The organism is Paraburkholderia elongata (assembly GCF_013177735.1).
Taxonomy (GTDB): Bacteria; Pseudomonadota; Gammaproteobacteria; order Burkholderiales; family Burkholderiaceae; genus Paraburkholderia; species Paraburkholderia elongata.
On record NZ_WOEZ01000183.1, the window covers coordinates 61,587 to 83,974 of the forward strand.

Annotated in this window: 21 protein-coding genes and 1 pseudogene; 8 read left to right on the plus strand and 14 right to left on the minus strand. The window is 61.6% G+C overall.

What is annotated here, in order from left to right; genetic code table 11:
• Positions 1–44 precede the first annotated feature (44 nt).
• From GNZ13_RS31085 to GNZ13_RS31110, 6 genes are all read right to left on the minus strand, one after another.
• Positions 45–1,052: a lysylphosphatidylglycerol synthase transmembrane domain-containing protein gene (locus tag GNZ13_RS31085; RefSeq protein ID WP_172171725.1), complete on the minus strand. Its 1,008-nt coding sequence runs from the start codon at positions 1,050–1,052 to the stop codon at positions 45–47.
• A 128-nt stretch (positions 1,053–1,180) separates the two neighbouring features.
• The gene (locus GNZ13_RS31090; protein WP_172171821.1) at positions 1,181–1,606 is read right to left on the minus strand and encodes a lytic transglycosylase domain-containing protein; all 426 of its coding nucleotides are present in this window, start codon (positions 1,604–1,606) and stop codon (positions 1,181–1,183) included.
• A gap of 99 nt (positions 1,607–1,705) precedes the next feature.
• Positions 1,706–2,074 (minus strand): hypothetical protein, encoded by a 369-nt coding sequence (locus tag GNZ13_RS31095; RefSeq protein ID WP_216675093.1) that lies wholly within the window; start codon positions 2,072–2,074, stop codon positions 1,706–1,708.
• Complete coding sequence (locus GNZ13_RS31100) at positions 2,071–2,379, minus strand: hypothetical protein (protein ID WP_236002278.1); 309 nt, start codon at positions 2,377–2,379, stop codon at positions 2,071–2,073. Before GNZ13_RS31100 ends, GNZ13_RS31095 begins: the two co-directional genes overlap by 4 nt.
• A 238-nt stretch (positions 2,380–2,617) precedes the next feature.
• Complete coding sequence (locus GNZ13_RS31105; protein WP_172171729.1) at positions 2,618–4,381, minus strand: sensor domain-containing diguanylate cyclase; 1,764 nt, start codon at positions 4,379–4,381, stop codon at positions 2,618–2,620.
• Positions 4,381–5,535 carry an ABC transporter substrate-binding protein gene (locus tag GNZ13_RS31110; RefSeq protein ID WP_172171731.1) on the minus strand — a complete coding sequence of 385 codons (1,155 nt, stop codon included), beginning with the start codon at positions 5,533–5,535 and terminating at the stop codon, positions 4,381–4,383. Before GNZ13_RS31110 ends, GNZ13_RS31105 begins: the two co-directional genes overlap by 1 nt.
• Before the next feature lie 692 nt (positions 5,536–6,227).
• Between GNZ13_RS31110 and GNZ13_RS31115 the strand changes: the two genes are divergently transcribed.
• Both GNZ13_RS31115 and GNZ13_RS31120 read left to right on the plus strand, forming a co-directional pair.
• A complete protein-coding gene (locus GNZ13_RS31115; protein WP_172171733.1) occupies positions 6,228–7,010 on the plus strand; it encodes an ABC transporter substrate-binding protein in 783 nt (260 codons plus the stop codon).
• A gap of 319 nt (positions 7,011–7,329) precedes the next feature.
• Positions 7,330–8,445 carry a succinylglutamate desuccinylase/aspartoacylase family protein gene (locus tag GNZ13_RS31120; RefSeq protein WP_172171735.1) on the plus strand — a complete coding sequence of 372 codons (1,116 nt, stop codon included), beginning with the start codon at positions 7,330–7,332 and terminating at the stop codon, positions 8,443–8,445.
• A gap of 193 nt (positions 8,446–8,638) precedes the next feature.
• Here the strand turns inward: GNZ13_RS31120 and GNZ13_RS31125 are convergent.
• Positions 8,639–8,764 (minus strand): annotated as a pseudogene (locus tag GNZ13_RS31125) (metal ABC transporter substrate-binding protein); the annotation flags it as partial.
• Between the two features lie 299 nt (positions 8,765–9,063).
• On the opposite strand from GNZ13_RS31125, the gene GNZ13_RS31130 reads away from it, so the two are divergent.
• Positions 9,064–10,227: a porin gene (locus GNZ13_RS31130; protein WP_172171737.1), complete on the plus strand. Its 1,164-nt coding sequence runs from the start codon at positions 9,064–9,066 to the stop codon at positions 10,225–10,227.
• Between the two features lie 136 nt (positions 10,228–10,363).
• Here GNZ13_RS31130 and GNZ13_RS31135 read toward each other — a convergent pair whose 3' ends face one another.
• On the minus strand, positions 10,364–10,687 hold the full coding sequence (locus GNZ13_RS31135) for a type II toxin-antitoxin system HicB family antitoxin (RefSeq protein ID WP_172171739.1): 324 nt from the start codon (positions 10,685–10,687) through the stop codon (positions 10,364–10,366).
• Positions 10,677–10,928, minus strand: a complete 252-nt coding sequence (locus GNZ13_RS31140; RefSeq protein WP_063499892.1) for a hypothetical protein — start codon at positions 10,926–10,928, stop codon at positions 10,677–10,679. The genes GNZ13_RS31135 and GNZ13_RS31140 overlap by 11 nt, the downstream gene beginning before the upstream one ends.
• A gap of 159 nt (positions 10,929–11,087) precedes the next feature.
• Between GNZ13_RS31140 and GNZ13_RS31145 the strand changes: the two genes are divergently transcribed.
• From GNZ13_RS31145 to GNZ13_RS31155, 3 genes are all read left to right on the plus strand, one after another.
• Entirely contained in the window at positions 11,088–11,477 is a 390-nt protein-coding gene (locus GNZ13_RS31145) for a DUF6232 family protein (RefSeq protein WP_172171741.1), read from the plus strand.
• 144 nt (positions 11,478–11,621) lie between these two features.
• Positions 11,622–11,975 carry a hypothetical protein gene (locus GNZ13_RS31150; RefSeq protein WP_172171743.1) on the plus strand — a complete coding sequence of 118 codons (354 nt, stop codon included), beginning with the start codon at positions 11,622–11,624 and terminating at the stop codon, positions 11,973–11,975.
• 264 nt (positions 11,976–12,239) lie between these two features.
• Positions 12,240–13,355, plus strand: a complete 1,116-nt coding sequence (locus tag GNZ13_RS31155; RefSeq protein WP_172171745.1) for a hypothetical protein — start codon at positions 12,240–12,242, stop codon at positions 13,353–13,355.
• 96 nt (positions 13,356–13,451) lie between these two features.
• Here the strand turns inward: GNZ13_RS31155 and GNZ13_RS31160 are convergent, their stop codons facing one another.
• Positions 13,452–15,905 carry a glycogen/starch/alpha-glucan phosphorylase gene (locus GNZ13_RS31160; RefSeq protein ID WP_172171747.1) on the minus strand — a complete coding sequence of 818 codons (2,454 nt, stop codon included), beginning with the start codon at positions 15,903–15,905 and terminating at the stop codon, positions 13,452–13,454.
• 750 nt (positions 15,906–16,655) lie between these two features.
• On the opposite strand from GNZ13_RS31160, the gene GNZ13_RS31165 reads away from it, so the two are divergent.
• On the plus strand, positions 16,656–18,023 hold the full coding sequence (locus GNZ13_RS31165) for an MFS transporter (RefSeq protein ID WP_172171825.1): 1,368 nt from the start codon (positions 16,656–16,658) through the stop codon (positions 18,021–18,023).
• A 71-nt stretch (positions 18,024–18,094) separates the two neighbouring features.
• Here GNZ13_RS31165 and ltaE read toward each other — a convergent pair whose 3' ends face one another.
• The 3 genes from ltaE to GNZ13_RS31180 form a co-directional block, all read right to left on the minus strand.
• A complete protein-coding gene (ltaE, locus tag GNZ13_RS31170) occupies positions 18,095–19,102 on the minus strand; it encodes a low-specificity L-threonine aldolase (protein ID WP_172171749.1) in 1,008 nt (335 codons plus the stop codon).
• 176 nt (positions 19,103–19,278) lie between these two features.
• Positions 19,279–20,043, minus strand: coding sequence for a peptidoglycan DD-metalloendopeptidase family protein (locus tag GNZ13_RS31175; RefSeq protein WP_172171751.1), 765 nt, complete (start codon positions 20,041–20,043; stop codon positions 19,279–19,281).
• A gap of 288 nt (positions 20,044–20,331) precedes the next feature.
• A complete protein-coding gene (locus tag GNZ13_RS31180; protein WP_172171753.1) occupies positions 20,332–21,042 on the minus strand; it encodes a lysophospholipid acyltransferase family protein in 711 nt (236 codons plus the stop codon).
• 284 nt (positions 21,043–21,326) lie between these two features.
• Between GNZ13_RS31180 and GNZ13_RS31185 the strand changes: the two genes are divergently transcribed.
• Positions 21,327–21,845, plus strand: coding sequence for a hypothetical protein (locus GNZ13_RS31185; RefSeq protein ID WP_172171827.1), 519 nt, complete (start codon positions 21,327–21,329; stop codon positions 21,843–21,845).
• 70 nt (positions 21,846–21,915) lie between these two features.
• Here the strand turns inward: GNZ13_RS31185 and GNZ13_RS31190 are convergent, their stop codons facing one another.
• Positions 21,916–22,254 (minus strand): hypothetical protein, encoded by a 339-nt coding sequence (locus GNZ13_RS31190; RefSeq protein ID WP_172171755.1) that lies wholly within the window; start codon positions 22,252–22,254, stop codon positions 21,916–21,918.
• Between the last annotated feature and the right edge of the window lie 134 nt (positions 22,255–22,388).

Genomic DNA, 22,388 nt, shown 5'->3' on the forward strand with positions numbered 1-22,388 from the left:
CGCTCACGGAGCGGAGCCATCCGTTCGCACCTAGCCTCGACGGCTCATTCCGCTGCCGACAAGGAGTTGCGCCCCCTCGTTGCAAGCGCAATGAAACTCGCCGCGCCGAGCATCAACGGACAGTAGAGCGTCGCGAAGCGCCACAGAACCAGACCCGTCGCGATGCTCGCCCGGGGCACCCAGTTCGCGAACGCGGCCGCGAGCGCGATGTCGCCGGTGCCACCTCCTGCGGGCACCCCGGTCCATAGGGCGGCATGAAGGGCCACCGCCTGCACGGCCAGAACAAAACCCAAGGGCAGACGGTACCCAAGCTCGCGCAAAATAAACCAAAGCGCGCCATAGCGAAGCAGCCACTGCAGGGTGGTCAGCAGCAGCAGCGCGGCAAGCCGCCACTTGGGGCCGCCAACCAGCTCCCGCCATTGCCGCCCGACGCTGTCGCAAAACCGCGACAGCCTCGCCCGACGCTCGTTCAGCCACCGGACACGGCGCCCGGTGGCGTCCAACGCCGCCGCCACACGCTGACGGTTCAGCCAGACGACGCCCGCCAGACACCCACCGCCTGCGAATACGGCGAACACGAGCGGTGCGCTCGCGTGCGGTATCAACTGCGTCAGCGGCCCGAAGGTGAATAGCAGGGAGACCGGTACGGCGGTCGCGAAGAACGCGAGATCGAGCGCCTGATCCGCACCGACAACCGTCGTCGCGAGCGACCAGGATGCCCCGGCGCGCTGCAGCAGGCCGATGTTGACGCCATAGCCTGCCGCGCCGAGCGGAGAAGCCAGAAACGCAAAATCGGTCGCCAACGTGATGGCGAAAGTGCGTAGAAAACTCACCTGAAACCCGAGCGCGGCCTGCATCAGATGCAGCTTGCCGGCCTTTGCCAGCGCACTGACCGCGGCGCTCGCGGCAAGCGCGAGGAACACGTAGAGAGAAATGTCGCTCAGCCCCGCGAGGGCCGCATGCGAATTGAGGACGAACGGCGCGCCGACGGCGAGGCCGATACCGGCAAGCGCCACCAACACTGCCGCTTTGTGCGTATGAGATCTGATCAACGAGGGCCTCAGCAAGTACAGCCTGGCCCTGCTTTCTCCGCGCGATGCAGCATGGAAGCGCTGCGTCGCGAGTGAAATCGAGGCCGTCCGAGGCCTCATGATAACCACTCGAAGCTGCGTTTTCGTGACTAGCGACTAGCCAACAGCGACTGGCGAGCGGACGGCAACTGCCCCCATCCGACCAGTACTTGCTGGATACCTCGGGCGTAGGCGTCGCGCTGCTTCGGTGTTTCCGAGTGGTACGCGCCGATCGCGCGCCAGGTATTGCCGTATTTGACCATCTTCTGCTTCAGCAGCCAGGCGGCCACATAGACGTTCACACACGGGTCGGTCAACGCACGATGCGGCACACCCTCTCGCGCGAGATCGCCGAAATGAATCGAATTGATCTGCAACTGACCGACGTCGATCGAACCGTTCGCGTTCTGATGTATCGCGCCCGGATCCCCTTTCGATTCGTACCATGCAACGGCGCGCAATACCCACGGATTGACGCCCTGGTAAGCTGCGGCCTCATTGAAGCAATCGTCAGCCGCGTGTGCTGCACCGGACATAGACAGCCACGCCAGCGCAAAACAGAAGATTTTCAAGGACACGATTCATCCTTCCGCTTGATCGCGATAAAAATAGGGGGCAGCAGATGGCCGGCCGAATTACTTGACCAGAGCCTGATCGATCTGCCGTTGCACGGAGTCGAGGTACGCATGTGAAGCATCAGACACCACGAGCCGGACAGCCGGCATCGGCGGCCCTCTGTGATCCTGCATCTGTATCGGCGCACGCGACTTCTTTCGATGCGGCGCCTGCTTCACAGGCAAGTCATCATCACTGCCGCTCGACGGCGGCAGCATCGCGAGCGATGGCAACGGCGGATAAACCTTGTCCGCCGCCGCGGGGGGCCCAGCGGAAAACGCGCCGGCCGACTGCAGATCCGTTCCCGGCTGGCCCGCAAAGGCAGGCGCGGCAAGCAGCGTGGCCAACGTCAGTAAGGTGATTCGAAGCATCGCGATGGCCTCCTTCATTGCACCGTCCTGATCGATACGCTATACGGCTGACCAAGACCAGCGGTTCGATTTTCGAAGCTCACCTTCGACATGCGTTGCGCAGGCACGCCCTTCCACACCGCCTGGTTCAGGTACGCGAAATCCTGACCCAGCGCGGTGACCAGCACGACCGTGGGCTGCTGCTGCGCGGCGGCCAATGCGCCTGCCTTGGTCAGCACGGCGGTAAGTTGCGGGTCATGCGCCCCGAGCGCGTCCGGCGGAATCTCGAAGCTAATGACTTCGTTGGGCGCCTTGTCCGTGCGCGCGGCATTCTGCGCGGGCATCTGTGCGCATCCGGCCAACGCGAGAACGGCTACCAAAAACCACACCTGTCGCTTCACACCCATCTCCAGTCAATCCCGTTGCTATAGCGAGGTTGTCGGCAGGCCTGCGGGAAAAGTTGATAGGTGGAAAACGCGCCCGCGAAAATCAAAAAGAGTTGCCTCAAGATCGGCGCAAACGATTGCTTCGGCGCTCGATGAAGCGTCGAACGAGGCGAAGTTGCCTCGCGTTTCCGGTGGGTTATTCGTATGATGATTGTGCGCCCAGCTTCTGCGCCTGGATCACATCCTGATAGCGCAGATACCCGCACCGCCCGCCGGATTTGGCCGCATACATCGCCGCGTCGGCATTGAGCAGCAGCTCCTCTGCCGTGGCGCCGTCGTCTGGAAACTGACTGATGCCGATGCTCGCGCCCACCGTCATGCTTTGTCCGTCGATCAGCAGTTCTTCGTTTAACGCGCCCACGATCCGCGAGGCAATCCCCGGCGCAGCCTCGGCGGAACGCGGACCCTCGATCAGCACGATGAACTCATCGCCGCCGAGGCGCGCGGCAACATCCGCCGCGCAGAGCACCTGCTTCAGCCGATCCGCCACCGCGGCGAGCACCTTATCTCCGATCGAATGGCCGAACTGGTCGTTGATCTGCTTGAAGCGGTCGAGGTCGACGAACAGCACGGCGAGTCCTTCTTCGCGCCGTGTCGCTTCCTCGATCGCCACCTCGAGTTTCTGCATGAACAACATGCGGTTCGGCAGGCCGGTCAGCCCGTCGTGCGTGGCAAGATGCACGAGCTCACGTTGCTTGTTGTGCAGCACGTCCATTTGCGCCTTGATTTCCCGGCGCAGACGATCGAAGCAGCGCGCCAGTATGCCGATCTCGTCGGTACGCTTGAGCGGCAGCGTTTCCATCGCGTGCTCGGCGAATAGATGCGTTGCAGCGTACGCGAGTAAGTGCAAAGGCTTGGTCAGGGCACGCGCAAACAGAATCGCGAGAAGCAGCGCCAACACGCTGAAGATCAACACCATGCGAATGATTCTGTTACCCAGCTGGGTCGCACCGGACAGCACATCCTCGAGCGGCTTGGCGAGGCCGAGCACGATAAAGCGGTTGCCCTCTGACGCGCCGAACGGCCTGCGCACGAAAGCCAGTACCTGACCGGCCGCCTGCCCCGGCCGCACGAGACCGTTCAGCAGAACTTCGCTTTCTGACTGATCGAAGAGCGGCTGGGTGGCGGAAAAGCTGTCCTGCATCAGAACGCGGCGCCCCCTGTCGAAGCCGAACGTTTTCGAGGCATCCGGATGGACCAGGAAATCGCCCCATTCGTTGGCGAGATAGACCCGATAGTCGCTCGGCAAATCGCTCTGCAAACGGTTGAGCAGGCGGGCCAGATCGATGTCGATAATCACGACGCCCACCACTGCCCCACTCGCGTCCGCCACCGGTGTGCCGAGTCGCAGCGTCGGTTTGCCCTCGGCGGCATGCGTACCGTACTCGTGATTCACCAAGATCGGCGAGATGTAAATGCGCCCGGGCGAGAACGCCAGCGTGTCGAACACATACGCGAACTGGCCTTTTTCCTGCAAGCTGTTCCCCTCGACCCGCACCAGGCCGTCCGCGTCACGGTCGAAACGGATCAGTTCGAGTCCGTAGTGCTTGCGGGTAACCAAGCGGATTTGCAGGTACTCGGGGCGGTGAACCATGAAGCTGGCATACACCTGCGCCAGCTGTTCGCGCGGCGCATTCGGGCCAATGCCGTTGTCGGTCTGCAAGACATCCGACGAAGACGGCAAGCTCGCGAGCACCAGCGCGTCTGCGCCGACATCGTCGATCGCCACGGAAAAGCGCTGACCCAGCAGTTCCGTTGAAGTCAGCAGGCTGCGTTCGGCTTCGTTCACCAGCATCGTACGGTTAGCACGATACGTGTAATAACCGGTTGCACCGGACGCGAGCACGCCAATGCACGCAAGCAGAATCGATAACTTGAATGTCAAGCCGGGGCGTATCATCAAAAACGCTCCGACCGGTCGCCGGACACGATTCTGTTCCACAGTTCTTCGCGCCGCTGAATATCTTCCACTGGGCCGATCCAGACGATGTGCGCGTTGCCGCTGTCGCTGTTTTCCGCCGGCGCCGTCAACGTGTTGGCGAGCCCCTGGCGTTGCGTCAACAATGCACTGACGTCCGGTTCGAGCATGTAATTGATCCACGCAAGTGCGAGCGCGCGATCCTTGGCGGTTCGCGTCATCGACCAGCAGTCCAGCCAGGCGAGCGCCCCTTCGTCGGGAATCACGTAGCCCACGTCGGCGCCGGCGCGGCGCAACGATTCAACCTGCTGGGTGCCATAGTTACCGAACATCAAGGCAACTTTATGTTGGATGAAGAACGCGGTCGCTTCTTCCGGCAGCGTGTAATAGGTCAGCAGGTTGCGGCGCAGATCCACGAGCTTGTGAGCAATCACGCGCATCTGTGTGGCATCGAGTTGGAAGGGATGGGGATATCCCAGCGCCAGCGCGGTGAACGAGAAATTATGCTGGGCGCTATTGAAGTCAAGAACCTTGCCGCGGTAACGCGGGTTCCACAATTCGCGCATCGAGCGCGGCGCAACGGCAATCTGCTTGCGGTCATAGATCAGCCCCATTGACGAATACGTGAATGGAATGGCGTACACATTACCTGCCGAGGTCAGCCCTTCAATCGACGACAACGCCTGAAACCGCGGCAACTGTTTTTTCGTATTCGGCAAACTGGCCAGATCGAGCGGCGCCAGCAGATTCGCTCGGGTATAGCGCTCGATTTCAGCAGTATTCGCAGCGAGCACATCAAACTGCGGCGTACCCTGGGCATGCATCTGCGCCCATAACGCTTCGTCGGAATCGACCAACGTGACTTCGACCTTCGCGTGGTAGCGCGCTTCGAAAGTCTTGACGACGTCGGCATCTGCATAGCCGGGCCATGCCAGCACGCGCAGAACTTTGTCGGCGGCCACGACGGGTGCTGAAGACAAAAGGCTACAGCAGAATGCGGCGTTTATCAGCAGCGTCAAAAAGCCGGAAAACCCGCAGCAGCGCAGCGAATGCACGCGCCCCGCCGCGTCTGCAATTCGGCGCCAGAGCGATGGTTTGAAACAGCGCATTTCATCTGCCATCGAAATCGTGTGCATATACAACACCGCTTAGCAGAAGGCCATTAAGACGAACGCAAACAGGCGCGCGGTGTTTAACCGCGGGCGTCGTCCTCGATGGCTTTGTTCAGACAGATACCGATACGTTCGCACGCTGCAAAGGCAGGCGTGCAGAGCGTTGATAATAGCGCCAAGCAATCCATTTTTGGTCCCGGCATCGCCCCAATCCAGAACAACAATCTGTCAGGTGTGATTTAACAAATGCGCTCATCTGTATTTAACGGTTGTTCGTGCGAAATCTTTAACTCATCGACAGCCATTTGAAACAATCGCGAGCGCCGTTATAACCTGCAATATACGGCGCTAATTAGCGCTATTCTCGATACCGGTTTTGCCGGCACAACGCATCTTGCGAAGTATCCGGGCAAAACTCCGCCAGTAGTCAACTTCATTACGACATTGTTACAAGACAAAAGACAGCGCACCGAGGCCATGCAATACGCATGACGGCGCCGTCGAATCTCCACCACATTCAGGCTTTAAAAGCTATTGCGGTTCGCCATCCGGTGTTTCACTAGCTACCCAATCTTTTTGAACTGATAAGCTTGGCGCGCGCTGCTGGCTGCCCCGGCCGGCAGCTTCAACCCAAGCCTGGTCGTGAGTCGCGCCAGGCGTCCCGCAGCGGCACAACCGCATACGGGAGTATTTGAACTACACCGAGGAGTTAAACAGTGAAAAAACTGCTAGCGGCTTTGACGGTTGCTCTGCTTGCCACCGTCTCGATTGGCGCACACGCTAAAGATTGGTCGACTATCCGTTTCGGCGTTGACGCCAGCTACCCCCCGTTTGAGTCCAAGGGCTCGGACGGCAAGCTCGCGGGCTTCGACATCGACCTCGGCAATGAAATCTGCGCGCGCCTGAAGGCCAAGTGCGTGTGGGTCGAAAACGACTTCGACGGCATGATTCCGGCCCTGAAGGCGAAGAAGTTCGACGGCGTGCTGTCGTCGATGTCCATGACGCCGCAACGCGCTGAGCAGATCGCCTTCTCGGCGAAGCTGTTCAACACGCCGACGCGCCTCGTCGCGAAGAAGGGTTCGGGCATCCTGCCGACCGCCGATTCGCTGAAGGGCAAGTCGGTTGGCGTCGAGCAAGGCACGATCCAGGAAACGTACGCGAAGACCTACTGGGAACCGAAGGGCGCGAAGGTTGTGCCGTATCAGAACCAGGATCAGGTCTATGCAGACTTGCTGTCGGGCCGTCTGGACGCAGCGTTGCAAGACGCCGTGCAAGCTGACATCGGCTTCCTGAAGACGCCGCGCGGCGCGGGCTTCGACTTCGTCGGTAAGGACATCGACGATCCGAAGATCCTCGGCAACGGCGCAGGCATCGGCATGCGCAAGGAAGACACCGATCTGAAGGCGAAGGTCGACAAGGCGATTGCCGACATCATCAAGGACGGTACGTACAAGAAGCTCGAGAAGAAGTACTTCGACTTCGACGTGTACGGCAGCTAAGCCAGCCACGCGCGTCTGACGACGCGTTTGCCGGCTTGCGAGGAACGGGCTCCGCACCACGCGGAGCCCGTTTCGTTTGCGGGGCCGCTTTGCCGCGCCGCCCGGACAGCGATCGAACCGGACAGGCCTGCCCGCTTGCCGCGCGCGATCCGGACTCCGGACGACGCCGCATAAGACCACGCGTTGTGTCATATCGGCTAAGATCGTGCGATAGAGGCGCGGCGAAGCAGCCCGCCAATGACCGACCTTGAGACACCCTTTCCCCCTGTAATCAACGACATAGCGTGGCACGCCCCACTTGCCCGCGGATTTGAAAACCATGCAAACCCAAACCCATCCGCTGATTGCCCCGACGCTCGGCACCGCCCGTAATCTGACGAGTTTTCACTACGGTCCGGGCGGCGGGCAGAAAATTTACATCCAGTCGTCGCTGCATGCCGACGAGTTGCCCGGCATGCTGGTCTCGTGGGCGTTGCGCCGCAAGCTCGCGGCGCTGGAAGCCGCCGGCAAGGTGCGCGGCGAAGTCGTGATCGTGCCGGTGGCCAATCCGATCGGCCTGAATCAGCACTTTCTCGGCCATTTGTCGGGCCGCTTCGAGACCAACAGCGCGCAGAACTTCAACCGCAATTTCTACGAACTGGCGGCGCTGATTCAGCCCGGCATCGAAGCGCGTCTGACCGACAACGTCGACGCCAATCGCACGGCAATCCGCGCGGCGATGCGTGAAGCGCTCGACGCGCAAAAGCCGGAAACCGAACTCGAATCGCAACGACTGGCGCTGCAAAAACTCTCATGCGACGCCGATGTCGTGCTCGATCTGCACTGCGACTGGGAAGCTGCGATGCACCTCTACACGAACCCGGACCTGTGGCCGGAAGTCAAGCCGCTCGCCTGCTATCTGGACGCCAAGGCGTCGCTGCTGGCGCTGAATTCGGTGGGCAATCCGTTCGACGAAATCCACAGCTTCTGCTGGTCGGATCTGCGCGGCCATTACGGCGACCGTTTCCCGATTCCGAACGGCTCGATCTCGGTCACGATCGAACTGCGCGGTCAACGCGAAGTGTCGTACGAGTACGCGGAGCGCGACGCCCAGGCGATCATCGAGTACCTGACCACGCGTGGCGTAATCGACGGCACGCCAGCACCGCTGCCGACGCTCGAATTCGCGGCCACGCCTTTGGCCGGCGCCGAGCCGATCGTCGCGCCGATTAGCGGCGTGCTGGTTTACCGCTGCGAAGTCGGAACTTGGGTCGATGTCGGCCATGAGATCGCCGATATCGTCGATCCGTTGAGCGATCGCGTCGTGACGCTGAAGAGCAGCGTGGCCGGCGTGCTGTACGCGCGGCATTTGACGCGCTTCGCGACGGCCGGGCTGGAATTCGCGCGCATTGCCGGTGCGAAAGCGTTCAGAAGCGGGTCGTTGTTGAGCAACTAAGGAACAGCTAGGGCAGCGCTTCCCGGTTTTGCCTGCGTAAAAGCTGTGCCCGCAAAGCAGATCGCCCGCTGTTTCAGCGGGCGATCTGCGTTTACGCGTCTGTTGCGCAAGAACGGGTTGTTCAAAGGAGGCGGGCGAGTTGCTTGGAAACCGCTTATAAAACCGCTCAGAAAGCCGGAATGATCGCGCCTTTGATCTGCGCGTCCGGGCCGCTCATCGTGCCGATCTTGAGTTGTTTGTCATCGGCATGCGCAAACGTTGCCGTGAGCGAAACAGCGGCGATAGCGAGCAGATTCTGGATAATTGTCCGGCGTTGCATGCGTTCCCCTCGTGCGGTTTTGATTGATAGGCGCGGATCGTCGCATGCAGCCGATGCACCCGAAAACCAATCGTTTTTCACACGCTTATATGCACGATCCGGAAAAAGCTTATGAGCGGCGTGCCTTGCGTGATTTCAACTAGCGAAGCTATGTGAGTGTCGCGCCGGCGCGACAGATTTCAAAAATAAGCAAAGCTGTCACATACCTTACTCTGCGTTCCCTTAAATTTCGGGCCATCCCACGACCTCGCCAAAGAGCACGGCGTGGCGATCGCTTAATTTTTAATCGGAGAATTGCCTTGAATAAGAAAGTATTGACCGCCGCTACTCTCGCCGTCTTCGCCAGCGCCGCCCATGCGCAAAGCAGCGTCACGCTGTATGGCCTGATCGATGCTGGTATTAGCTACGTGAACAACTCGAAGGTTGGCACCAGCCACGACAAGCTCTTCAAGTACGACGACGGCGTTGCTCAAGGCAGCCGTTGGGGCTTGCGCGGCACCGAAGACCTCGGTGGCGGCCTGAAGGCGCTGTTCGTGTTGGAAAACGGTTTTAACAGCGGCAACGGCACGCTCGGCCAAGGCGGCGCGATGTTCGGCCGTCAAGCGTTTGTCGGTCTGTCGCAGAACAACGTCGGCTCGCTGACGTTCGGTCGCCAGTACTCGTTTTCGACGGATTACCTGGGCGGCAACTACTCGACCGGTGGCCAAACCGTCGCAGGTAACTACGCTTACCACATCAACGACGTCGACCAGCTGACGTCGAGCCGTATCAACAACGCAGTCAAGTTCAGCAGCGCGAATTTCGCAGGCCTGACCTTCGGCGCGATGTACGGCTTCTCGAACCAGGCTGGCGCATTCGCCGGCGCACCGGCAACCGGCACGGTCGCAGCACCGGTCGCAGGTTCGTCGCGTGCATACAGCTTTGGCGTGAACTACGCGAACGGCCCGTTCGGCGTCGGCGCAGCGTACACGGACATCCGTTACCCGAGCCAGGCAACCCCGGCGTTCTCGACGGCTATCGCCAACGTGTCGACGGGCAACGTGCGTGATCTGCGCACGTTCGGCGTCGGCGGCCGTTACTCGATCGGCGCAGCTACGCTGTGGGCGTTGTACACGAACACGCGCTTCGCTCCGATCACGGGCGGCGCGACCACGTTCGCTGCGTACGAAGCGGGCGCGAAGTACGCATTCACGCCGGCGCTGACGGCTGGTGCGGGCTATACGTACATGCACCTGAGCAACGCGAACACGGGCCACTGGAACCAGGCTGACCTGAGCGTCGACTACGCACTGAGCAAGCGCACGGACGTCTACGCACTGGGCATCTATCAGATCGCTGCTGGCCACAACGGCACGCAAGATCTGCAAGCGCAGATCGGTTCGAGCACGAGCTACTTCAACACGTCGGGCACGGGTGCGGACAACCAACTGGCATTCCGCGTCGGTATCCGTCACAAGTTCTAAGCGAGTCTTGCCTTGCCGACGAGGAGCGCAAGTTCCTTGCGGTGCTGAGGTTCTGGAAAACGCCCTGCGGGGCGTTTTTCTTTTGGGGGGGCGGTTCGAGTGCTATTCGACGTACTCCACGCGCCCACGCCGACACTTACGCCGCGAGCTTCATACTCACTAGCCGATTCAGACTGACGCCCTGTTCAGCCGCTTGCATTGCGAGCGCGCGATGCTGCTCCGGCGGAATCCGAACTCTGAACTCGCCGCTGTAGCGCTTCTCGGCCAAGGGTTCGGGTACCGCCTCACCGCTTTCCTGCATATCCGCGACTGCTTCGGCGACAGCAGCGCGAATTCCCTTCAACGCGGTATCCGGCGTGCGCGCGAGCCACGACAATGACGGAAACTCCGCGCACAAGCCGACATGTTCGCCGTCCTCCGGCGACCAGGTAACGCGATAGGTGTAGTGATCAGCGGGCATGTTGACTCTCCGTGAGCTTTTCTATGGCTTGTAATACCTGACGCACCTGATACGCCTTGGCTTTGCCGTTATCGTTTTGAATGTTGACGCGAGGATCTCCTGGCCATGGTGTTTTGAACACTGCGTGGCTCGTGCCCGAGCGGCGTGGTTCGCCGAAATATTGCGTGCACACCTTGAGCAACGCCGAGAAACGGACGTTGGTCGGCTCGCGGCGCATTTGGCCAAGAATTTTCTCCGTCATGAATCAATGGTGCCATTAGTGACACCATTTTTCAAGCGTCAGGCTGAAGTGTGATACTGATCAAATCTATCAGTAGCGGCCTTGCGCCACCCCGCCACTTCCAGCGCTGCCGCTGCATCTGGTACGCTGCGGCCTTTGCTACCGCTTGCATTGGACTCGATGGAAACCCCTTTCAATGACCGCGGCGTGTCGGTCACGCGTAACGCACTCTCGTCGGCCGGCCAGGTCTTTCCGCTGCGCGATATCGTCGACGTGCAAGTCGTCACCGTGCAGAAGAACAAAGTCCTGCCGCGCGCAATCTCGCTCGTCGGACTCGTGGGCGTTATTGTCGGCGGGATATTGCGCTCCCCCGTCGGCATGGTATGCGGCACGATGTTGATCGTGGTCGGCTGGCTCACGTGGGCGACTCAGGACATCACGCATCGTTTGATGGTGCAGACCGCGAATGGCTTGCGTGAAGCGCTCATGAGCACCGACCGCGAGTTCGTCGAACGCGTCGCCGCGGCCGTGCATGAAGCAAAGGCAGCCGCTGGGGCGGCCAAGGCCTGAGCGGCCGCCATCCGCAAAACGCCAGGCGTCGCGTTAACACAAATTTGATTCGCGACGCGGCAGCTTTTGCGCTTCGTTGAGGCTCGCGCCGCTAGAGTGGTTGGGTATCAACAACGCGCGCCGCCTCGCCGAATCGGTGCAATCATGATGCTCACGTCCGTAGCAACGTCTGAAATCGCCGCCCCGCGCACACAGCGCGCACCACGCGAATCGCACATTCCCCGCCGCACGCATGTCGTCGTCCCCCTCGTCATCATCGACGTTACCGTGCCCGGCACTTCGTCGGCAAACGGACGGCGCGCGTTGCATACCGCCCTCGGAGACGATCTGCGTCTCTACGTCGTGACCGTCGACCAACAGCACGAGCGCGTGACCTTTCGTGTCGAAGTCACCTCGCGCTCGCTCGACGACGTGATCGGCCTGCTGACGGCCACCCTCGACCGCGCAACGCTCGGTCGCGCGGAAGTCACCGTGATCCGCCGTCCGCGCGACTATTGACATAGATCAATGCTTGCACGGGCAACTTGCTAGCCTTCCCCCAAACCTTTACACATCTTTGCAATTGCCCGCGGGTGGCCGTGTAGAGTCGCCGCTCCTGTTATCGCGTGTTCCCTCCCGCAGGCCCCCGCAAGCGTCCCGGTTTCCCCGCCCACGCCGCGGCAATCCACTGAGATTGCCGCCAGTGCTGTTCGAGTTGTCCAACCGGCAGCTCACGATGCATCGCCTTCGCCAGGGACCCGCCTTTTTGCAAAGCGTGATCCTATGTTCCTGTCGTCTCTCGATGCCGCGCGCCGGCATGTCGGTCTTCATTTCGGTCCTCATTTCCGACTTCATTTTCGTCGTTCAGCCGCAGCGGCGCTGGTCGTAGCCGGCGCGCTCGCCGCGCTGACCGGTTGCTCCACCACCTTTCCCACCCCCACGCCGCCGGCCCCCAATGCCGCGCTGATCAACGGCGGCAACGATGGCCTGCTAATTCCGCTGCACGTGGAGCGCGCCGACGAAGATCACGCACGCCTCGGCCTACCGGTCCAGCTCGACGGCAAGCCGGTATACATGGCGCTCGACACCGGGACGCAAGGCACGCGGGTGTTGAAGTCGGTGCTGCCGGGTTCGAACTATGCAAGCGCCGGCGGCGTGACGTCGTTGTCGTTCGCGAACGGCGTGGAGATTCTCGGCTCGGCCGTCAAGGTGCCGTTCAGCCTCGCCGGCACCACGCCAACGCCGATCGCCGCGCAAGCGGTGGACGTCGTGCGCTGCCTGCCGAACGCGCGGAAGTGCGTCGGGATGGACGGCTACACCGGTGAATTCGGCTGGGCGTTTTCCGGCATCGTCGGCGTCGGCGCCGCGCAACCGGACGATAGCTGCTGTACCCAACCGTTACGCGCGTTGCCCGGCAACATCGGCCAACGTTATCTGGTGCACTCGAACTTCGCGAAGCCGTACATGGTGTTGAGCCCCTCGAGCGCCATTACAAAGGACTACACCATGGTGCCGATGACGGTGTCGAAAGACGGCACGGCGCAATGGCCGCGAGGCTGCGTGAATGTGGGCGACAAGATGACCTTCTGCGCGCCGCTGGTGTTCGCAACCGGCAGCACCGGCATGATCCGCATCGAAATGGACAAAGCGCCCAACTGGACCGGAGACGGCGAGGTCGGCAATGTGCTCGATCAGGGCAACTATGCGACGGCCATCGGCACGGGTTCATGGGTGCACCGTTACGAGAAGGCGCAAGTCACGATCGTCAAGGCGAAGCCGGACGCTAACCGCATCGTGGTCGGTTTGATGGCCATGCAGAATATCGACGTGCTGTTCGATTTCCCGCGTGGGCAATTCGGTTTGCATGCGGAAAAAGAGAGCGAACGATTCGCCCCGTGATATTCATCAATCGATAAAAAAGGCCGTGCGAAAAAATTCGCACGGCCTTTTCTTATTTGAACACGCATTTGAGCAAGCGCCACAAACGCGCCCGCGTCACTCCATACTGAGCGGATTCACGTGCCAGATGTTGCGCGCATATTCGCCGATGGTGCGGTCCGAAGAAAACTGTCCCATGCCTGCGACGTTCTCGATCGCGCTCTCGGCCCACGCGCGCTTGTCGACGAAACGCGCATCCACTTCGTCCTGCGCTTTCGCAAACGCGGCGAAATCGGCGAGCACCATATAGTGATCGCCCCAATCCACCAACGTGTGGAAGATGTCCGAGAAGCGCAGTGGATCATCCGGAGAGAAGAAGCCCGTGCGAATCTGGTCGAGCGCCATACGCAGTTCCGGATTCTCCTCGTACACGTGCCGCGGCCGGTAGCCGGTGGCGCGCAGGTCGTCCACTTCGTCGGCGGTATGGCCGAAGATAAAGATGTTCTCGCGCCCCACTGCTTCGCAGATCTCGATGTTGGCGCCGTCCATTGTGCCGATTGTCAACGCGCCGTTCAGCGCGAGTTTCATGTTGCCGGTGCCTGATGCTTCGGTGCCGGCCATCGAAATCTGCTCCGACAGATCGGCCGCCGGAATGATCAACTCGGCCACGCTCACGCCGTAGTTCGGCACGAACACCACCTTGAGGCGATCGCCGATCAACGGATCGTGATTGACCTTCTCGCTAACATCGCCGATCAGCTTGATGATCGTCTTCGCCATGCGATACGCGGACGCGGCCTTGCCGGCGAACATCACCACGCGCGGCACCCAATCGCGCTCCGGATTCGCGCGAATCTGGTTATAGCGCACGATCACGTGCAGCACGTTCAGCAACTGCCGCTTGTATTCGTGAATGCGCTTGACCTGAAGATCGAACAACGCATCGGGATCGAAGTGCAGTTTGGTGTGATGCGCGAGCCGCTGCACGAGCCGCACCTTGTTCTGCCGCTTCGCTTCACGGAAGGCGTCGATGAACGCACTGTCGTTGCGCAGAGCGCGTAGTTGTTCCAGCTCGAACAGGTTGCTGCGCCAATGCGTGCCGATCTGCTGGTCGATCAGCGACGACAGCGACGGACTCGCCTGCGCCAGCCAGCGCCGCGGCGTGATGCCGTTGGTGACGTTGGTGAAACGGTCCGGATAGAGGCGCGCGAAGTCGGCGAAAATATCGCGTGTCATCAGTTGCGAGTGCAACTTCGATACGCCATTCACCTTGTGACTCGCGACGATCGCCAGATACGCCATCCGCACACGCCGCTGGCCATATTCGTCGACCAGCGAAATGCGGCGGATCATCTCGCCGTCATGTCCCAATTGTTCGCTGACATGCTTGAGAAACCCCGCGTTGATCTCGAAGATGATCTCAAGATGTCGCGGCAAAAGGCGCGCAAGCATCTCGACGTCCCACGTTTCGAGCGCTTCGGGCATCAAGGTGTGGTTCGTGTACGAGAAGATCTTGGTGACGTGCTGCCATGCCTTGTCCCACGGCTGATGATGAACATCCACCAGCAAACGCATCAGTTCCGGAATCGCCAGCACCGGGTGCGTATCGTTCAGATGCACCGCGACCTTTTCGGAGAAGCGTCCGAACGTACTGTGCGTGCGCTGATAGCGGCGAATCAAGTCCTGCATCGTCGCTGAAACAAAGAAGTACTCCTGACGCAGCCGCAGCTCGCGGCCGGCCGGCGTCGAATCGTCCGGATAGAGCAGCCGCGACACGTTCTCAGACATGTTCTTGGTGTCGACCGCGTTGCGGTAATCGCCGCGATTGAACGCGCCGAGGTCGAGCTCCTCGGTTGCGCGCGCGGACCACAGGCGCAGCGTGTTCGTCGCACTGGTCGCGTAACCCGGAATGACCGTGTCGTAGGCCGTGGCATTTACATGCTCCGTGTCGATCCACTCGACATGCTCGCCGCGCTGCACCGTGCGGCCGCCGAAATGCACCATGTACTTGATCTCGGGCCGCGGAAACTCCCACGGATTGCCCGCGCGCAGCCAGTAGTCCGGCGCTTCGACCTGCTCGCCGTCGACGATCTCCTGGCGGAACATCCCATATTCGTAACGAATGCCATAGCCGAAGCCCGGAATGCCGAGCGTCGCCATCGAATCGAGAAAACAGGCCGCGAGCCGCCCAAGGCCGCCGTTGCCGAGGGCTGCGTCCGGCTCGATATTGACCAGCGTGTCCATGTCGACACCGAGACTCGCGAGCGCTTCCTTCATCTGATCGTGGATGCCGAGCGCGAGCAACGCGTTCGTAAACGTGCGGCCGATCAGGAATTCCATCGACAGGTAGTAGACGCGTTTGACGTCCTGTTCGTACTGCAGGCGCGTGGTCTTCATCCAGCGCGCGACCAGCCGGTCACGCACGGCGAGCGCCGCGGCGTGCAGCCAGTCATGCGGGTGAGCGGTGACGGCGTCCTTGCCGACGCCGTACATCATGCGATTGGAAATTGAGCGCCGTAGCGCGTCGACGGTACTGTTGAGCTGGTCGAATTCCAGATCGACGGCTGTCATCGAAGCCTCCGGGGAAAAACGACGCGGCATACGCGAACCGCATAGATGACGGACGGGAGGCGCGTGCCGGTCAGGCGGGTTAACAAACAGAGTACGACATTTTACGGCCCGCGGACATCGGCGAGCGCGAGCGGGGGCTCACGCACATGCCATGCCCGCCGACACACGCTGCTTCACGGGTTTTGCGCACGTACGCGGTGCAGGCGGCCGGTGCGCAGCACTGCGCGCGTGCATCGGCCCGTAAAACAGGCAAACACTGGCGAAACGATGGCGAGCGATGCAAGCCACCAGCATGGGAGAGGCAGCACGATTATCTTTTCCAACGTGTGTCTTGCCGATGAATGCGTTGACCGGTTCGATGCGTGGTCAAATCGGGGCACCTCGTCTGCTGAACGGTTATAGCCGAAGTGGTGTGTGACAGCGTGGCCCAGTGCCGGTTCGAAGATGCCGCACGGACTTGACCGTTAGTTGCATTGCGAACGCCCGACAAAGCGCCCCGCCCTGCCCGCTTCCCAGCACGATTTCGACGTCTCTGTAACAATCGCTCCATTCACTGCGCGAGCCGCCCTGACCGCTGGACTCAGGCCCCGTGCGCTTCACTCCACGCAACCCTGCCGCTTGTGCGCCGCGCCGCCCCTCCGACGCGCCCGGCGCTGCGGCATGCATAACCCGACGAGCCACGCCTTGTCCGACAAACCCAGCGCCATCCGTGGCGCCACGCTCGACCAGACCCTTCCAGCGGACGGCCCGATGACTGCCGCCAACCGCCGCGCAATGGCCGCGATCATGCTCGCAGTCGCGCTCGCCACACTCGATACGGCGATCGCCAACACCGCCCTGCCCGCCATCGCCCAGGATCTGCACGCCGCGCCCGCGGCGTCGGTGTGGATCATCAACGCCTACCAGCTCGCGGTGGTCGCGACAGTGCTGCCGCTCGCCGCACTCGGCGACATCGTCGGGCATCGCAAGATTTATATCGGCGGGATTGCGCTGTTCACGCTGGCGTCGCTAGCGTGCTCGCTAGCGTCGACGCTGCCGATGTTGGCCGCCGCGCGCGTGCTGCAAGGTCTCGGCGCGAGCGCGATCATGAGCGTCAACACGGCGCTGATCCGCTATCTGTATCCGCCGCATCGGCTCGGACGCGGCCTCGGCACTAACGCCTTGATCGTCGGCGTGTCGTTCGCGGTCGGGCCGACGGTGGCCTCGCTGATTCTGTCCGTTGCCGCATGGCCCTGGCTGTTCGCGGTCAACGTGCCGCTCGGTCTGCTGGCGCTAGCCTTCGCGTGGCCCGCGCTGCCGCACACCGAGCGCGGCAAACACAACTTCGACCCGCTTGCGGCGCTCCTCAACGTGATCACCTTCGCCGCCCTGATCTTCGCGCTCGGCGAGGCGGCCCAACGCGCCTCGACCCAACTGGTGTTGAGCGCGACGGCGATTGCGGTGGTGTTCGGGGTGTTGCTGATTCGCCGTGAAGCGGGCCACCCGGCACCGATGCTGCCGGTCGATCTGTTCAAGCGGCCGGTATTTGCGTTGTCGGCGGTGACCGCGGTGTGCTCGTTCGCCGCGCAAGGGCTGGCGTTCGTGTCGCTGCCTTTCTACTTCGAGGACGTGCTGCATCGCAGCCAGGTCGAGACCGGCTTTCTGATGACGCCGTGGCCCGTGGTGGTCGCGTTGGCCGCGCCGCTGGCGGGCAGTCTGTCCGACCGCTATCCGCCGGGCTTGCTCGGTGCGATCGGCCTTGCGGTGATGTCGGCAGGGATGGCATCGCTGGCGTTGCTGCCGGTGCATCCGCATGTGCTCGATATCGGTATCCGCATGGCGATTTGCGGCGCGGGCTTCGGCTTCTTCCAGTCACCCAACCTGAAGGCATTGATGGCGAGCGCGCCGCCCGAGCGCAGTGGCGGCGCCAGCGGCATCGTCGCGACTGCCCGGCTGCTCGGGCAGACCACCGGCGCTGCGCTGGTTGCGCTGAGCTTCAGCATCGCCGGCCGGAATGGACCGACACTCGCGCTCAGCGCCGGCGCCTTCTTCGCCGGCGCGGCGAGCCTTGCAAGCGGACTGCGGCTGTTCGCGCCGTCGCACCGCGCGGGCGTGCACGCGAAAGCGTCGGCGGAATAAACAAAACGGGCGCACTGCTGTGGCAGTGCGCCCGTTTTTTTATTCCGCTTTCAATCCGCCTGAGCGATCGATCAACGCGCGGCGAAATACCCCTTCACTGCGGCGATAAACGTATCGATATCCGCACGCGACACATCCTTATGCGTGACGAAGCGCGACGCGTAGAGCATTTGCGTGAGGATGCCGCGCTCCTTGAGCCACGCTTCGAGCGGCGCGCAATGCTGCTGCGGAAACTGCGCGAACACCATGTTGGTCGCGATTGATTGCACCTTGACATGGTCGATCGCTTCCAGACCGGCCGCCAGATGCGCGGCGTTCGCGTGATCGTCGGCGAGGCGCTCGACGTTGTGATCCAGCGCGTACAGGCAAGCCGCCGCCAGCACGCCGGCCTGGCGCATCCCGCCGCCCAGCACCTTGCGCCAGCGATGCGCCACGTCGATCAGCGCCTGGCTGCCGACCAATACCGAGCCGACCGGTGCGCCCAAGCCCTTCGAAAAACAGATCGAGATCGAATCGAACGGTTCGCACAGCGCCGCGACCGGCTTGCCCGATGCAACCGCAGCGTTGTAGACCCGCGCGCCGTCGAGGTGAGTCGACAACCCATGCTGACGCGCCAACTGCACCGCCTCGTCGACGTAACCCGCCGGCAGGACTTTGCCGCCGATGGTGTTTTCCAGCGCCAACAGCCGCGTGCGAGCGAAGTGGTTATCGATCGGCTTGATCGCGGCGGCGATCTTCTCGAGCGGGATCGAACCGTCGGCGGCATTCTCGAGCGGTTGCGGCTGGATGCTGCCCAGCACCGCCGCGCCGCCGCCTTCGTACTTATAGGTGTGCGCCAACTGGCCGACGATGTATTCGTCGCCGCGTGCGCAATGCGCCATCAACGCCGCCAGATTGCTTTGCGTGCCGCTCGGGAAGAACAGGCCTGCTTCCTTGCCGGTGCGCTCCGCGACCGTTGCTTGCAGGCGCAGCACGGTTGGGTCGTCGCCCCAGACGTCGTCGCCCACTTCGGCGGCCGACATCGCCGCGAGCATGGCCGGAGTTGGACGGGTTACGGTGTCGCTGCGCAAATCGATCATGGTGAGAGCCTCGTGTGTCCCTATTTGTGTCAATGCATGACAGCCTGTGACAGCCGGTGACATGCGGCCCGCGCACCGCTTCATCTGCTTCGATGGACGGCCGCGGCTCCGGCTGTTGAGCCACACAGTGTATTCAATTAATTAACACGGCGCTGAAAACCGCGCAAAAAAGCAGCTCAGCCACCCGACTTCGGCAACCACGCAAGCGGATCGACCGGCTGGCCGTTCTGGCGCACTTCGAACTGGATCGAGGCCACGCCCCGGCTATCCACGCCGACTTCGCCGATAGTTTGCCCTTGCGCGACAGCGTCGCCTTCCTTGACCAGCAGCGTGCTGTTCTGCCCGTAGGCGGTAATCAGCGAGTCGTCGTGCTTGATGATGATGAGCGGACCGTAAGCTTCGATCCCCGTGCCCGCATAGACCACCCGGCCGGTAGCGGCCGCCTTGACCGGCTCGCCCGGATGCCCACCGATCACGATGCCGTTCGACTTGCCCGGCGCAAAGGCTTTCAGCACCGGGCCACGCAACGGCCACAGCAGCACGCCTTGCTGCGCAACGCCAGCCGCGCCGGGCACCGTGGCCGAACCATTCTGACCAGCAACATTGACCGGCGGTGTCACCACACTACCCGACGCCATCGGCGGAGCCACCCGCAGCACCTGCCCCGGATTGACGGCCGAATTCGACGCAAGACCGTTCCACGCCGCAATCTCCTGCGGCTTACGGCCGTACGCCGATGCAATCCCCGCCAGCGTGTCGCCCGGATTGGCGCGGTAGTAACCGGCCGGCACAGGGACCGTGGCAAGGGTAGTCGGGCGCGACGGCGCGCTGCTGTAGAACGGTGTGCTTTCCCACGGCATCGTCGTACAACCGCTGAACATCACGCCGAGGGTCGCCGAGATCAGCAACCGGGTCGCCGTGAATTGCCATTGTCTTGTCATGTGATTTTCCTCGACACTTTGATTCAATCAGATTCAATCAGCCTCAAGCATTTGCCGCTCGGTGCGGGGGCGCCATGGCACGTATCGATTATGCCGCCGTGCGCATCGCCAAAGGCTTCGGCACGGGCCAAGGCCCGGGAATCGTCAGACACGGCCCCCGGCCTCGACCACCAGAATGCGCGCCACGCCGATCGGATATCGGAATCTTCGCCGACGGTCGGGGCAGCCTTGGACCACATCCGTACCGTCAGCCGGGCCATTCGTGGGATTTACCCTGCTACAAGCGTATCAAAGCCGCAGCAGTTCATCTTTCATCCACTCGTGGACGGCCCGACTCAGTTCCTGCTGTGACAGGTCCTGGGGAGAGAATGCCGGGCCGACAACCACACGAATTTGTCCACGGCCGCTGGGCCAGCCTTTCGCCGGCCAAACTTTGCCCGCGTTGAGAACCACAGGAACAGCAGGTACGCCAGTCGCGCAAGCCAATCGAACGCCTCCCGATGTCATCCTCAACGGGGCATCGTGTGGCACCCGGGTCCCCTCCGGGAAAATGACGACGACATCTCCCTTCGCCAGCCTCTCAGCGCTTTCCTGCGTCACGGCCTGATGAGCCTGTCGAGCGGAGCCGCGGTTCAGGCTAACCATATCGAGGCCACGCAGCACCCATCCAAAAAAAGGGATGCGAAGAAGCTCTTCCTTGAAAACAAAACTGATGCGCCGTGGAAAAAGTGCAAGAAATGCGAGTGTCTCCCAGGTCGATTCGTGACGGCACAGCAGGATCGCTGGCCCGTCGGGAATATGTTCAAGCCCTTCTATCGAACATGAGACTCCCGGCAGCCAGCGCATCACAACCACCAGTGCACGACACCATTGTTTTGCCAACCAGTATCGTCCAGCCCTGCCGACGAAAGGAAACAGGAGCAGTATCGCCATTGAATACAGCGTCCCGCTACCGAGAAGGTAGACGATGAAAATCCATTTAGTGAAAGCCGAGCGCATCGGGGTCTGATTCAGATTGGTTTGCGGCGGAACATTTCACCGTTGACAGTTGAGACTATACCGTGAGCGATGCGTTCGTTCCCCAGACCGAAGTCGGCAACGCCGCACCTGAAACGTGGCACACGAAGCGCTACAAAGTCGACAAGCGTGTCGGATGCGACGCAGAAACGAAGGTGACTGTTGACGCTGGTCGGGAGCGCGCTAACATTGGGCGACGACGAAACCTGGCGTTCAACCGAAGCCAACCATCTCCAACCAAGTACGCAATGAACGAACATACCGCAATGGACGACCGATTTGACAGGCGAGAATTACTGCTTCATCTCGGGGACATGCTCGAAGCTTTGAACCGTTTATCCAGGACAAGCAGGCCGACCGCGTCGGTGGCGCACCTTTTGCAGGAAGATGATTCATTGCAGCGCTTCGAGTTCCTCCGGGCGCTGGCACCAAAAATGACGGTGGCCGAATTTACCAAACGCATCGCCAGCGCGTTCTCCCCGTGGCCAAAGGAGCTGCTTGAGGCGGAACTCAACCGGGACGCGCTGGCGTCAAGCGTTCAGCACAATCTTTTTGACGGTAACCTCGACGGCTGGAAAGCGTATGTCACGCACGTCCAAAGAACGGTGAAGTGGTTCGGCACCGGGCTTCCGAGGATGAAAGCGGACGCGTTGGCAGAACCAGTTCACGATGCCGCAACGGATGCAACTCCGGTCGAGGCGTCGGTCGTGAACACGCTGCCCGCCGAGTCGGATGCCCCCACCGAGAAGAAGGGTTGGCCTTGGCCCGAGCCAAGGCCGACGTAGCCACGTTCAAAGTGTTCTGCGCGGGCGTCTTTCCGCGTCCCGAAAGCAGGATGACCGGTTGCTCACCAGCCTACGCCGGAGCAAATATCACTGCTCCAACGTCAGCGATATGCGTGAAGCTTCGAAAAAACCGGTACGTCTGGTCGCCGACCGTTATCCGGTTTAAGCCGGCGTGCGTCAGTTCGAGTATCTCGTCAGCCACGCCGGCCGCGATAGTTCCGTGACCAGTCAACTCGTTGTCCTCGTCCGCTGGGTCGCCGATATAGACAGCACAGACGTCTGTACCGCGGCGCATCATGACGACGCACGCACCCTCATCCAGTGAGAGTTCGAGATATTCGACCAGCGTCAGCAATGACCCTCGCATCTGTCCCTTCGGGTCGTAAGCCAAATCAGAATCAGCAGCCATATTGCCGTCCCCCGTCAAATGCGTCGGTCGTGAACAGGAAGCTCGCCCTCGGGCGTCGCTGGCTCCACTATAAGCGCCCATGTTCGAATGCGGGACATATTGGAACGTCCAACGAGAAGCAGGTTCGCACATGT